10 protein-coding genes are annotated in these 13,736 nt (G+C 61.0%); 6 read left to right on the top strand and 4 right to left on the bottom strand.

Annotated elements, in window-relative coordinates; genetic code table 11:
• Positions 1 to 48 precede the first annotated feature (48 nt).
• From E3E12_RS04425 to E3E12_RS04415, 3 genes are all read left to right on the top strand, one after another.
• Positions 49 to 1,218: an efflux RND transporter periplasmic adaptor subunit gene (locus E3E12_RS04425; protein WP_141443255.1), complete on the top strand. Its 1,170-nt coding sequence runs from the start codon at positions 49 to 51 to the stop codon at positions 1,216 to 1,218.
• A 24-nt stretch (positions 1,219 to 1,242) separates the two neighbouring features.
• Positions 1,243 to 4,392, top strand: coding sequence for an efflux RND transporter permease subunit (locus E3E12_RS04420; RefSeq protein ID WP_141443254.1), 3,150 nt, complete (start codon positions 1,243 to 1,245; stop codon positions 4,390 to 4,392).
• A gap of 123 nt (positions 4,393 to 4,515) precedes the next feature.
• The gene (locus tag E3E12_RS04415; protein WP_168194384.1) at positions 4,516 to 6,018 is read left to right on the top strand and encodes an efflux transporter outer membrane subunit; all 1,503 of its coding nucleotides are present in this window, start codon (positions 4,516 to 4,518) and stop codon (positions 6,016 to 6,018) included.
• A 315-nt stretch (positions 6,019 to 6,333) separates the two neighbouring features.
• Here the strand turns inward: E3E12_RS04415 and E3E12_RS04410 are convergent, their stop codons facing one another.
• The 4 genes from E3E12_RS04410 to E3E12_RS04395 all read right to left on the bottom strand — a co-directional run bounded on the left by E3E12_RS04410 (position 6,334) and on the right by E3E12_RS04395 (position 11,185).
• The gene (locus E3E12_RS04410) at positions 6,334 to 6,987 is read right to left on the bottom strand and encodes a histidine phosphatase family protein (protein ID WP_141444075.1); all 654 of its coding nucleotides are present in this window, start codon (positions 6,985 to 6,987) and stop codon (positions 6,334 to 6,336) included.
• 96 nt (positions 6,988 to 7,083) lie between these two features.
• A complete protein-coding gene (locus tag E3E12_RS04405) occupies positions 7,084 to 8,016 on the bottom strand; it encodes a ribose-phosphate pyrophosphokinase (protein WP_141443252.1) in 933 nt (310 codons plus the stop codon).
• Between the two features lie 192 nt (positions 8,017 to 8,208).
• Positions 8,209 to 9,996, bottom strand: coding sequence for a hypothetical protein (locus E3E12_RS04400; RefSeq protein ID WP_141443251.1), 1,788 nt, complete (start codon positions 9,994 to 9,996; stop codon positions 8,209 to 8,211).
• Positions 9,997 to 10,186: 190 nt separating this feature from the next.
• Positions 10,187 to 11,185: an energy transducer TonB gene (locus E3E12_RS04395; RefSeq protein WP_240810432.1), complete on the bottom strand. Its 999-nt coding sequence runs from the start codon at positions 11,183 to 11,185 to the stop codon at positions 10,187 to 10,189.
• A 466-nt stretch (positions 11,186 to 11,651) separates the two neighbouring features.
• Here E3E12_RS04395 and infA point away from each other — a divergent pair, with 466 nt between their 5' ends.
• The 3 genes from infA (at position 11,652) to E3E12_RS04380 (ending at position 13,708) form a co-directional block, all read left to right on the top strand.
• Entirely contained in the window at positions 11,652 to 11,870 is a 219-nt protein-coding gene (gene infA / locus E3E12_RS04390) for a translation initiation factor IF-1 (RefSeq protein ID WP_141443249.1), read from the top strand.
• A gap of 17 nt (positions 11,871 to 11,887) precedes the next feature.
• The gene (locus E3E12_RS04385) at positions 11,888 to 12,553 is read left to right on the top strand and encodes a Maf family protein (protein WP_240810601.1); all 666 of its coding nucleotides are present in this window, start codon (positions 11,888 to 11,890) and stop codon (positions 12,551 to 12,553) included.
• Between the two features lie 84 nt (positions 12,554 to 12,637).
• Positions 12,638 to 13,708: a hypothetical protein gene (locus tag E3E12_RS04380; protein ID WP_141443247.1), complete on the top strand. Its 1,071-nt coding sequence runs from the start codon at positions 12,638 to 12,640 to the stop codon at positions 13,706 to 13,708.
• Positions 13,709 to 13,736 lie beyond the last annotated feature (28 nt).

Here is a 13,736-nt window from a genome sequence, read left to right as displayed (position 1 = left end):
ATCCAGTTCAGGCTGCTTCACCCTTGAATCAGCAGGACGAGGCGCCCCATGCTTGAAGCGGAGAACAGGCCCCCCCTATTGGGCGCCATGCTGGCACGCCACCCATGTTTGAAATGGCTTGGTATTGCTTTGCTGGCTTTGCTGGTCCTTGGGGGGCTGTGGTATTACCGCACCCGCCCCATGGTTGCGTCCACCCAAGCCCCCATGGCCGTTGTGGGCAAGGACGGCGCCATCCACGTGCGCCGGGGCAGCACGCTGGCCAAAGCCCTTAAAATCGTTCCTGTGCCTGTTTTGAAGTTGCCGCGCCATGTGGTGCTACCAGCGCAAATGATGGCCGACCCCGCCTTGGCGGTCAGGGTTTTTCCCCCTGTCACGGGGCAGGTGGCGGCGCTTTACGTTCAGCCAGGCGCGCGGGTCAAGAAGGGCGCCCCCTTGCTGGCCATCATCTCCGGTGATTATGCCCAGGCGCGTTCTGAATGGCTCAAGGCGCGCTCAGCGTTAGCGGTGGCGCAGAAGAACAGCCTGCGCGCTGCTGAGGTGGCGCGCATCGGCGGTGCTTCCCTCAAGGAAGCCCAGCAGGCCCGCGACACCATGCTGCAAGCCCAGGCAGAGGAGGAACGCGCCGCCTCCCACGTGCGGGCGCTCAATGCTGGCGGGATCCTCACCAGCAACGGGCTTTACGTCATCACCGCGCCTGATGACGGCTACGTGACTGACATCACCGTGGGGCAGGGGCAGAACATCACGGACCTAACCGTGCCGGCCATGACGGTGGTGGGGCTGAAGGATGTATGGCTTTCAGCTGCAGCCGCCCAGGATGACATCGGGCTGTTCCGCCCAGGCATGACGCTGGCAGCCACTTTAGATGGCGAGACGTGCGCTGGCCCCACCATGGGCCGCGATCCCGTCATGCGTGACAACACAGGCCGTATGAACCTCTACATCAAATGCCCCAACCCCCATGAGACCTTCTACCCTGGCGCTTACGTCAACGCTGACCTCAGCGTGCCAGAACGGCCAGCCGTCATGCTTCCCAAAAGCGCTTTGCTCATGAACAACGACCAGGTGATGACGTATGTGGAGACGTCCCCTTACGTGTTCGTTCGCCGCCCCCTCAACATCATTTACGGCGAAGGCAATCTGGTGCGGGTCAAAGCTGGTGTGAGGAAAGGCGAGCGGGTTGTTTCAGTGGGAGGCATTCTGCTCAATGACTATTAAGGGGAACAGCACCAAGGTGGTGCCATGATCGCGCGCTTCATAGCGCTGTGCTTCCGTCACTGGCGCTTGGTCATGGGCTTCACAGCTGTGCTGTTCATGGCTGGGGCCTGGGCTTGGATGGGGCTGCCTGTGGAGGCGTACCCAGATTTAGGCCCTGTCAGCGTCAGCATCACAACGCAAATCCCTGGTGAAGCCGCTGAGGAAATGGAGCAGCAGGTCACCGTTCCGGTGGAGCGCGCCCTGGCTGCCGTGCCTGATGTGGTTGAAAGCCGCTCCAGCAGTACGTTCGGGCTATCGCTCATCACGCTGGTGTTCAAGGACGGCACGAACGTGTTCTTCGCGCGCCAGCAGGTCCTGTCACAGTTGGCAACGCTTGACCTGCCAGATGGCATCCACCCTGAACTTGGGCCGATATCAGGCCCCAGCGGGGAGATCTACCGTTACACGATTGCAAGCGATGTCCAGAACCTCATGCAGCTTTCCGACCTCAACCAGTGGGTTGTTATCCCGCGGCTGCAGCGGGTGGCTGGCATCGTCAGCGTGGACAATTTCGGGGGGCTGACGAAAGAGTACCAGCTAACCCTCAACCCCTCCATGCTGACAGCTTATGGCATTTCCCTCGAAACGGTCATGGGGGCCATCAAGAACGCCAACACGGACGCTGGCGGCGGGCGCGTCAGCAGGGGGGAGCAATCCTACATCATCAGGGGGGCTGGCAAGATCAACTCCCTGCAAGACATGGCCAACATCGTTGTGGGCCAGCAGAACGGCAACCCCGTTTTCCTCAGTGACTTGGGCACCATATCCTTCGGCCACCAGGTGCGTGAAGGCATTGTGGGCAAAAACAGCAATCCGGACACGGTTGAGGGCATCGTGACCATGCTGCGCGGCGCCAACCCTTCTGTGGTGCTCAAAGGCCTTCATGACGCTGTTGACGAACTGCAAGAACGCCTGAAGCCTTTCCATGCGCGCATCGTCCCCTACATTGACCGTGACCAGCTGGTGCACGCCACGGTGGACAAAGTGGGGGAGACCATGACGGCAGGCGTTATCCTGGTCATGGTCATCCTGACGTTTTTCCTAGGCTCCTGGCGCTGCGCAGCCGTCACGGCGCTGACCATCCCCTTCGCGCTTTCTATCGCCTTCGTTCTCATGCGGCTGTTGGGGATGCCCGCCAACCTGTTCAGCCTTGGCGCCATTGACTTCGGCGTCATTGTTGATGGCGCCATCGTGGTGGCTGAGGTCATCCTGCGCCTGCGCGAGGAGCAGCCTGAAGGCGTCCTCAGCGCTGAGCATGTCCTCAACGCCACCCAGAAGGCCGGCAAGGCCATTTTCACCGCAACATGCATCATCATCATCGCCTATAGCCCCCTCTTCGCTTTCGAAAGCATTGAGGGCAAGCTGCTGCGCCCCATGGCCTGGACGGTCTCCTTCGCGCTGTTCGGGGCGTTGCTGTGCGCGCTGGCCGTCACGCCGGCCCTGACTTACGCGGCTGTCAGGAAGCCATGCCATATATGGGACAATCCCCTCATCACTGCTTTGCAGAAAGGCTATGAAAAGCTCCTTGCGCGCCTGATAGCCCACCCTTGGCCGGTCTATGGGGGCAGCCTTGCCGCCCTGGCTGCTGTGGTTATCATCGGTTCGCACACAGGCAAGGAGTTCATGCCGGACATCGATGAAGGCGCCCTGTGGCTGCAAATCGAGATGCCGTCAGGCATCGCGCTTGAACAGGCGCAGAACATGGCCAACACCATCAGGCGCACCATCACGTCCTTTCCGGAGGTCACTTACGCCCTTTCCCAGCTGGGGCGCTCTGACGAAGGGACGGACCCCTGGACGCCATCCCACGTTGAGATGCCCGTGGGGCTGCACGATTACAGCGAATGGCCCGCAGGGGAGAGCAAAGAGATGCTTGTGGCCCGCATGCATGAGAAGCTGGCGCAGATCCCTGGCATCACCTTTGAAATCACCCAGCCCATCCGCGACTCCATCGATGATATGATGGCTGGCGCCCACAGCCCCCTGGTGCTGCGCCTCTACGGCGATGACTTCACTGGCCTGCGTAAGGTTGGCCAGCAGATCGTCAATGCCCTTTGGAAAGTGCCTGGCTGCACGGAAGCCAACATTTACCAAGAGCCGCGCATACCCCAGATCAAAATTACCCCCGACCGGCGCAAAGCGGCACGCTACGGCCTTGACATCAGCACTATTTCAGACGTCATCACCTATGCGGTGGGTGGCGGCCCCATCACCCAGATCTATGACGGCAACCGCATTTACAACGCCACTTTGCGCCTGCCTGAAGAAGACCGTGCCAATTTGGTGCGTTTGCGCGCCTTCCCCATCCTGACTGCGCCTGACCGGGCCATTCCCCTGGGACGCGTGGCTGATGTGCGCCTGGGCATGGGCGAAAGCGTCATCGCCCATGAGAATGGGGAGCGCCAAATCACCATTCAAGTGGCCAGTTCAACGCCCATGTCCCAGTTCGTGGAGGCGGCACGCGCTGAAATCGCCAAGGAAGTCCACTACAACCCCAAAACCTACCACCTTGAGTGGGCAGGCACTTTCCAACAGGAGGAACACGCCCAAAAAACCCTCGTCATGGCGTTAGCGGTAGTTTTTGCCGTGATGTTCGGCATGCTTTGGATGGAGTTCCGGTCAGCGGCCAATGCGTTGCTCATCCTGGGGTGCGTGCCCTTGGCGGCGCTGGGTGGCCTCATAGCCCTCCATTTCCGTGCTGAGACCCTCAACATCGCCACTGTGGTGGGGTTTGTCGCCCTTTTTGGGGTGGCCATCCAAAACGGCATCATCATGCTTTCCAGCATTGGCAAGCACCGTTTGGCGGGGCATGCGCTGGAACGCGCCACTTTGCTAGGGGCCACTGAGCGCCTTAGACCTGTGCTGACCACCGCCACCGTGGCCACGGTAGGCATGCTGCCGGCTGCCATGGCAACAGGCATTGGCACCAATGTGCAGCGGGGCCTGGCTACTGTGGTGGTAGGGGGATTGGGTATTGCAACCCTCCTCACCCTGTTCATCCTGCCTGTCCTTTCATGCCATCTGGACAATTGGCTGGAAAAACGTGCACAGCGCAAAGGCCCGCCACACCATGACCCCATGGGAGGAGGGGAGGCTGACCAGCTCCCCACGCCTGCCTCTGGAAATGAGGTTTAACGAGGTTTGATGAAAACCGTTCAGAGCCCCCTGCCCCCAGCCAAATCCCTGAAGACACCCGCTTCAACAAGCGCGCGCCGTTCCCTGGCCCTCGCCATTCTGTGCGCGGGGCTTGGAGGGTGCATGCTTGGCCCTGACGACAAACCGCCACCCCTGCCCAAGGGGTCTGCTTACGCTGCCCATCTTCAAAAAACCATTCCAGGCTTGAAGGTGGCTGAAACCAACGCCCCCCCAGGCACCCCCCAAGCCCAGGCTGAAGCTGCCAACAGCGTTTTGCGCGTGCAGCGCCTAGTGGAGGAAATGGACATTCCAGGGCGCTGGTGGGAAATGTACCGCTGCCCCAAGCTCAACCAGCTTGTGAGCGAGGCGCTGGTCAACTCCCCCAACCTCAGGGCCATGCAGCACAGCCTGCAGCAGGCCTGGGAACAGCGGCGCGTTGAGGGGGCGTCCCTCTACCCCACCATCAGCGGGCAGTTCATCCCCACCTGGAACCAGGTGTCACATGCCTACTCCAACGTGCCCATGCAGAACTATTGGGTTTACGGCATGCATACCCTGCAAACCCAGGTTGGTTACGTGCCCGACCTTTGGGGCGGGGCGACCTCAGCCATTGTGGAAGCGGCAGCGCAAGCTGACGTGCAGCGCTTCCAGGTGGAAGCCACAGCCATGACCTTGATCACCAATGTGGTCAATGCGGCTTTCAATGATGGTTCGCTGCGTGCCCAGGTCGCGACACAAAACCAGCTCATCCATGAGGCTGACGCTATTTTGACCATCATGGATGGCCAGCAGATGCTGGGTGATGTGGCCCAGACGACCGTTTACTTGCAGCATGACGTCGTTGCCACTCAGAAGGCTGCCCTGGCCCCCCTTAAAAAGCAGTTTGAACAGAACCGTGACCAAATGGCCCTTCTGGCAGGCCAGCCGCCCAACGCGCCCATGCCTGAATTCCAGATGTCCGATTTCACGCTGCCAGCCAAGCTGCCCCTTTCACTGCCAGCACGCCTGCTGGAGCAGCGCCCTGACGTCCAGGCAGCACGGGCGCAAATTACAGCTGCAGCAGCCCAGGTGGGGGTGGCCATTGCCCAGCGCCTTCCCAACCTGCAGCTTTCAGCCTCCCCTGGCTATGCGGCTGAATCCTTGCACAAGTTTTTCACGCCAAGCATGGGACAGTTCGCGCTGATGTCCACCATTACGCAGCCTTTGTTCCAGGGTGGTAGCCTCATCCATGCCCAGCGCGCTGCCAAGCAGCAGTTCCTGCAATCACTTGAATACTACAAGCACGCCACTTTGACGGGCCTCAATGATGTCGCCCAAACCCTGCACGCGCTCAACAATGACAGCGAGGGGGTGTTGGCCACCTATGAACAGCTGGACAACGCACGCCATTCACTGGCCCTGGTGGAACGCCAGCACAGGCTGGGCGACAACAGCCAGATAGATGTTCTGGCTGTGCGCTTTCTGGTCACCCAGAAGGAATTGGCCATGGAGCAGGCCAGCTTGCAGCGCTTCTCTGATTCAGTGGCTTTGATCCAGGCGCTTGGCGGGGGGTGGTGGAACCGCAACGACCTGGGCCTTAACCCTGAAGACGTCAAAACGCGCTCATCATCCCTTCTGCCTTGGTGAGGGCAGCGCTGACCAACACCTTGATAGGAATACTTGGAACCCCTTGTGAAACGCCCTGTGGAAAACTGTGGATGAAAAGCCACTTCCCCAGTCCTGTTTCAGGGAATGATTGAGGGGGCCAATCCTAGACATAAATTCAAAAAGGGCGCTTTACGGCCATTTTTGGGGCGATTTTCCGCGCGCGCCTTAAAGCGGCGCCTTCACCAAACTTTAAAACAGGGCTGTGGATAACTCTGTGGATAACTTTCAGCCAACCACAGGCCAGGCGTTGCGTCACGCAAGTTCCCCACAGCTTTTCAGGGGCGGGTATTGTCCTCAAACCCCTTGGGAAACGTCAACGCTTTCATCATGCCAGGATTTCCAACCAGCACCCTCATCATCAGCACTGCCAGGCTGAACAGGTGAAAGGTGCCAGGGGTCGGCATTGGCCAAGCGCACGTTGATTTCCATGCCCATGGAGGCCCGCAATCCCCTGAACAAAGCGCCATGGGCCACAATCAAGGGCACGTCGTCATTATGGCCAGGCCCCACCTGGTGGGCACGGTTGAGCGCCGCGGTGGAACGGGCCTGCAATTCATGAAAACCCTCTCCCTCAGGGGGCACGTAACCGTCCTCAATCCACTGCTTGTACCAATCTTGAAGCTCTTTGCCTTCAAGGGTGCCGAAGCAGACTTCCAGAAAACCATCATCTGTGGTGATGGGCAACGCTGGCCCGCCAGCCTTCAACACGGCATCCCGCACAGCTTCCGCTGTTTCACGGGCACGCGATAAAGGCGAGGAGACAATGTGCGTGAACGGCCGCTGGCCATTAGCAAACAAAGCCGCTAAACGCGCCCCAGCTTCACGGGCCTGTTCACGTCCACGCTCATTAAGGGGGATGTCCGTCCTGCCCTGGGCAAGGTGGCGCACATTCCAAGCCGTTTCACCATGGCGCACATACCAAAAAGGCCGCCTGACCAGCGCAGGGATGGCTGGCTTGGCTTGAGCGGGGGTGGATGTCGTGCTTGGGGGCATCATGGGCTGGCCTGTTGTGCTTGAGGGTCAAGGTCTGGTGTTTTTCAGGAATCACTCAAACAGGGCTGAGACCGAGCTTTCGTCAGCCACAGCTCTAATAGCCCTTGAAAGTAGGTTGGCTGTGCTGATGCGCCTGATGTTGGGCGCTGCCGCCTGGGAGGGGGTTTCAGGGATGCTATCTGTCAAGGTCAGCATGGCAATGGGGCTGTTGGTCACCTTCTCCACCGCGTTGCCGGTCATGACGCCATGGGTGACGTAAGCCTCCACACTGGCAGCGCCACGGTTCATCAAAGCCTGCGCAGCATTGCAGAGGGAACCGCCACTGTCGATGATGTCATCAACCAGGATGCAGTGGCGGCCCTTGACTTCGCCAATGACGTTCATGACTTCAGACACGCCAGCGCGTTCACGGCGCTTGTCGATGATGGCCAGGTCAGCATGTACACGTCCCGCTAATTGGCGGGCACGCACAACGCCGCCTACATCTGGCGAGACGATCATGAATTCCTTGCCTTTCATGCGTTCGGTGATGTCACGCGCGAAAAGCGGCGCCGCGTAAAGGTTGTCTGTGGGAATGTCAAAAAAGCCCTGAATCTGCATGGCATGCAGATCCATCGTGAGGACCCGGCTAGCACCGGCCTCCGTCAGGAGGTTGGCCACAAGTTTGGCGCTGATGGGGGTGCGGGGGCCCGATTTGCGGTCCTGCCGGGCATAGCCGAAGTAGGGGATGACTGCAGTGATGCGGCGTGCTGAACCGCGCCTCAGCGCGTCCAGCGTGACCAGAAGCTCCATGAGGTTGTCATTGGTGGGGGTGCAGGTGCTTTGCACAACGAACATGTCCTGGCCACGGACATTTTCTTGGATCTCCACAAAAACCTCACCATCAGCAAAACGCCTGATGGAGGCCTTGCACAAAGCCATGCCGAGCTCATGCCCCACAGCTTCAGCAAGGGGAATGTTACTGTTGCCCGCAACGATTTTCATGACTTGATGGCTCCTCACATCCACTTCAGCGCGGCAGCGCCTGCTTGGTGGGCGCCTTTCTAACAGGCATGCCCTGGCCTGTCATGGTGAGTGTTCACATGGCTGCCCCGGCCCTGGCTCAGTCGGGCCATGCTGAGACAGCCTGCAGGGGCAGCAAAGCACTATGACCAGCCCTTGGCCCCTGTTTTCCGATTAATGGTCCCAATCCTCTGAAAGCGCCCCGAGCGATGCCACAGGGGGCGTCGTGACGCGCACTGGTGGCGCTGGCGCCACAGCTGCCCTGCGCACTGGCGGTCGGGGGGAAGGCGCCACTTCCGGCAAGGGGTTTTCGGCGCTTGGCTCCTCCTCAGAAGGGGTGGGAGGCTGAACGGGCTGGGCAGCAAGCGCAGCTTGGCTTTGGGTGGGCTGCACGGTAACCGCGGCTGGCGCCTGGGGGGCCACAGGTTGAGGCATGACTTGTGGCGGGGTTGGCAAAGGCAATGGTTCCGCCCTCACAGGGGCTGGATTGGGCACCGCCACCGACTGGGTCACAGTCTGGAATCGGGGCTGACTGGGTTGGCTGGACTGCGCTTGCACTACTGGGGGAGCTGGCCTTAGTGACTGGGAAACACTTTGCTGGGAAACATTTAGGGTGACATTCTGATTGTCCCTTTCATGAATGTCTTCCTCCACTTCCTCGCGTGCTGTCTCAGGGACGCTTGGATGACCAACTGAATGGCCAACAGGCTGCCATTGGGGGGATGGGGTTGGCTGGGCAGGGATGGTTTCTGCAGCGCGCAGGACTGTTTGAGGCTCTGATGCCTGCAAGGAGGCGCTTGAAGGTGGGGTGGCCTGTGGCGCCTCCACAGGTGTCTGCACAGGCGCAGACACGGGCAAAGGTGTTTCGGCCCTTGGCGCTTCCACAGGCGCTGGCGTGGCAGCAATGGTTTGGGGTGGCGCAACCACTGCCGCTGCAGGTGCTGGCACCTTATTCTGGGTCTCTTCGGGGGGAGGTACAGGCGCAGTGGCTTCCAGGGCGGGGCGTTCAACCGTTTGGGCAGGGGCGGGCTCATCATGCTGGGTGATGTGGACAGGCACAGCAGGCCTTGTGCGGTCACGCCCTGAATAGTTGGAGATGATGGTCTTGACCGCCCCGACGGCTTCACTCGTGAACACAGGTGCCAACCCAGCCCATGTGCCTTTGAGGGCCTCAGCGGGTTCATCGTGGATCTCAGTGGCAGCCCCAGCCTCCTGGCCTGAAATCGTCTGAACATGCCACTGAACGATCACCTGATCCTGGGCGGGGCGGCCAGCCTTGGACGCCAGAGGAGCAAGCGTCACCTTGGCATGGAGCATGTAGTCAGCGTCTTCAGGGTCGCTTTGCAGCTTGTTCTGCTTGTCGTTGAATGACTTGCGGAAAGAGTTTGCCAGCGCCTTGTCACCCTTGCCTGGCGCACCTTCCACGCCAGCAAACCAAATGCGCGCCGCCCTATGCATGAGACTGTGGGGGTCGTCAACCATCCGTGTGGTCTGCAGCGCTGTCAAGCGGTCCGCAACGGCAGGGGCCATGTAGGCCGCCGCCTCCTTCAAAGCCTGTTGGGTGTTCGGGGTGGCGGCACGCCATGTGTCGGCAGCTATGTCAGGCGCTGTCCCTTCCCCCAGTACCTCACCTGTTGGTCCAATGAGCGTCCATTGCGGTTTCATGGCCCCTGCTGGGCTTTTGGGGTCTTTGGTGGCGTCCAGGCGCAGCCACCAGTCGTGAGTGCCTGGTTGGTGGGCGGAAGCGGGCAGTGACTGCGCCTCCAGAGCCGCCACCATGTCCTTCTCCCAGGCCAGGCCCGCTGCTTTGCTGGGGGCGTGCCAGGGGGCTGGCACGGCAAGCTGCGCCTGCTGGACCTGCAGCGCTGGCGTGGTGGCCTGGCAGCCAGCCAGCCACAGCAAGGCGCCCACGGCACAGCCCATCCGGGCCTTGGTGGTGAAGGGGCCCCCAAATGCAGCCAAGGCGCGTTTTGAAACCATTTGACGCTTTGGTTTTGAAAAGCGTGGCTGGACCATGGCGGCTCTCCCGTCTAAGGCCTGGCAACAGGCGGGATTGTACAAGGGCATAAAGATGGCTGGGCTGCGCCATGCGGGCGGGTGCTGGCCTGCCAGGCTGCCCTCCCCAGGTCTTCCCACACGCTTATGGGAAGGATCAGTTACGCACAAGGATGTAATTTATCGTCACGTCAAGGTCAAAATGGTTGCCGGCCATGGTGTCTGGCACTGGCGGCAATTTGGCGCCGTTGAACATGCCTGTCGTGGCGTCATCAAGCGCATGGGCGCCGGATCCATCAACAAGCCGCACACTGCTGACGCGCCCGGTGCGGTCTATGACCACATGCACTGAAACGGGTCCCTCCTCACCATTTTCGGCCGCGTCCTCAGGGTAAAACATGTGGGCTCGAATCCAGCGGTCTATCTCAGCACCATAATCGGACGTCACCCCTTTCACGCGGCTGCTTGAACGGTAAGGCGCGTTGATGGCCCCATTCAGGCTGAGGGGGCCCAGTGACATGTCTATGGGACCACCACCCCACCGCCTGCGCCTGCCGGGCCTGCGCCCTGGGCTTTGGGTGGGCGTGTTGAAAGTGTACTCTTGGGGGTGGGCAAAAGCCCTGCGGACACGCTCATCGGCCTTCGATTGCCGCCTGTGCTTGGGGGCGGCCCTGCGCGTGGCCACTTTACCCGCGCGGTCTTCAGGCACGGTGGGGGCTTCCTCCCGCACGGGGCTGCGCCGGCCAGCAGGCGCTGTAGCAGCGGGCGGGGGGCTGCCAGCGTCTTCCTGACCATCCACGCGTGGGCCGGTTTCGCTATGGCGCACGGGGGGGGTGTCAAACACCATTTCCACTTGGGGCTGGTCCACCCCTTTAGGGGTGCCGTGAATGGTGGGCTGCTGCAGAAGCATCACCACCAAGGCCCCTAGCTGCACCCCAAGCGACAAGCACCATGGCAGCATGAGGCCAGGGAAATCATCTTCAGGGCGCAGAAGGGAATGGCGCGTTTCGCTTTCGCGCCCAAAGGTGTCGCCAGCCAGCGCCTGTTCATAAGCGCCCAGCGGCCTGCGCCGCATGGGGGAAATGCCCGCCGCATTGGTCCCAGCCCCTTCAGGGCGGGTTTGAGGCGGTGTCAGTGAAAAAAAAGGATCTTTCACGACGGCCATTCGCTCATGGGGCCTCACTGTCACACCTGAGGGCAGGGGGCGGAAACGGAATGCGGGAACGCGGAAACAGGGCAACTGAACTTTGGGAAAACAATGGCCAAGGCGACCATGGCCGTGCAAGGCCCATGCCAGGAAAGCATAGGTGAATGGTGCGGCTTTTTGAACCATGCTTGCCCAGGTTCGGGCAAGGCGCTTTCGAAGGCGCCAGTCCCACCACCCCCAGCTTGCCATGCAGGGCTTGTCATGGCTTGGTGAAGGGTCATTGACCAGCCACTCTTGACGCCTGCAGTCCCTGGTCGCATTTTGCCAACGTTTGGCCCCTGCCCAAGGTGACCGCACTCGGCTCGAGGCCGCTTACATGTCCAAGCACGCTGCGGTCATGGCCAAAAGCACACAGCCTGCCCAGTTTCCCCCGCTTCACAGCCCTAGTCCAGCCAGCACCCCATCAGGAGCATCCATGCCCAAAGAAGACCTCATTGAATTCACCGGCACTGTTATCGAACTGCTTCCCAATGCCATGTTCAAAGTCAAACTGGACAACGACCATGTCATCCTAGGCCACACAAGTGGCAAAATGCGCAAGAACCGCATCCGCGTTCTGGCAGGTGACCGCGTGAATGTTGAGATGACACCGTACGATCTTTCCAAGGGGCGCATCACATTCCGCTTCAAGTAAAAGATCCTTTGCCCCCCCTGACGGACGCTGCGCGCAGCACGCCCCCGGGCGTAGTGCGGCCGCAGCTGGTGCTTGCCTCCGCCTCCCCCCGGAGGCTGGCGCTGCTGCGGCAGATTGGCCTGGTGCCTGACCACGTTCAGCCAGCCAATGTGGATGAGCGCCCCTTGCCAGGCGAACTGCCCCGCAACCTGGCCACACGCCTGGCCACCAGCAAAGCCCTGGCCAGCGCTGGCCAATTCGCCCAGGCGCACCCAGACGTCCCAGCGGCCATTCTGGGCAGTGACACGGTGGTGGCCTGCGGGCGGCGCATTCTGGGCAAAGCCGCTGATGAAGAGGAGGCCCGCCAAAGCCTGGAACTGCTTTCAGGACGGCGTCACAAAGTGATCACGGCTGTTCATCTAAAACCCGTCAACTGGCCAGGCGCCAAAGCTTCCACGCGCACAGTGGCGACCCACGTCACTTTTGCCCGCTTCAGCAAACAGCAGCTGGAGGCGCTCCTTAAGCAAGGGGACTGGCGCGACAAGGCAGGGGCCTATGCCCTCCAGGGGGCGGCAGCGGCCTTCATCAAGGATGTGGGTGGCAGTCCCTCTGGCGTGATTGGTCTCCCCTTGTTTGAAACCGCACAGTTACTGCGCGGGCTGCCTTTCGGCCATTTGCCTGGTTCCCCCCCAAGCTGGCTTTGAAGCGCCATGCTTCAACCTGGAACGCTTCATGTCCACGCGAGCCCAGGGGAGCTTAGGGCCCTTCTGACAAATCCTGCAGGCGTGGTGACTGAAACAGCACTTTGGCGTCCAGCCAGCCCTGAACGCTGGGGGGAAGTCCACGATGTGCGCCTTGTCAAACTGGTCCCTGAATGGGGTGGGGGCTTCGTACGGCTGGTTGACGGGGCGGAAGGCTTCCTGACACTACCGCGCAGTGCGCTCAGGCCAAACACCCCGTCCCTGACTGAAGGCCAATGCATCAGGGCAGAAATCATCCGCAGTCCCCAACAGGGCAAAGGGCTGCGCCTCAAACCACAGGGGGGCAAAGCCGGAGCCACCACGGCCGTGCAGCCAGCTCTGGTCAGCAAACCACCCAACCCCATTGCCGCTTTGGCGCTCCATGCCCCTCAAGCCCCCCTTCGCATTGACGCAGCCTGGGCTGGCGCGCTGTTGCGGGAGCAGCTTCCCAGCACGGCCCTCCCCCCTGGACGCCTGGCCCTGGTTGGCGATGCGTTCGGCGCCGAGGGCAGGCAGTTTTGGCAGAACCTCCTCAGCCCCACCATCCAGGTGGGCCCCTTGACAGCGCACATAACCCTTACCCCGGCCCTATTGGCCGTTGACCTGGATGGGCCCAAGCCAGATTTCAACAGCAACCGTGAGGCGTTCGCCCCTTTGCTGCGCCAACTGCGGCTACGCCACCTGGCAGGCGTCATCATGGTGGATCCAGCTGGGCTGCCTTTGCGCAAACGTTTTGCCTTGGCGCCTTTCCTTCAATCCTTGGTGCTTGAGGAGAACGCCATCACCTTGGGGCCAGAGCGCTTCACGGGTCTGTCAGTCACCAAAGGTGGATTGATTGAGCTGGCGCGCACGCGCACGCAAACTCCCCTCCAGGAATTGGCAGCCACAGACCATGGGCAGGCCCTTGCCATTCTGGACCACATCCTGCGCGCCAACCTTCCTGGCAACGTGCTGATTTTGGCCGCGCCCCTTCATGATGCCCTGCTGAAAGACCAGGCAGCCTTGGAGACCTTCCACCGCCAGCGTGCTCCAGAATGGTCGGCCAAACCCTTGACGCTGCAGCGCTCTGAAAGCCTGGCCCAGGGGGGGGGCCCGACCTGGCAACTTGGTGACGGATGACGACCACACCGTTTACACCATCACCCAA

It is taken from the genome of Formicincola oecophyllae (assembly GCF_006542395.2).
Taxonomy (GTDB): Bacteria; Pseudomonadota; Alphaproteobacteria; order Acetobacterales; family Acetobacteraceae; genus Formicincola; species Formicincola oecophyllae.
The sequence above is the reverse complement of the archived record's forward strand: the minus strand, read 5'-3'. Positions and strand labels throughout refer to the sequence as shown.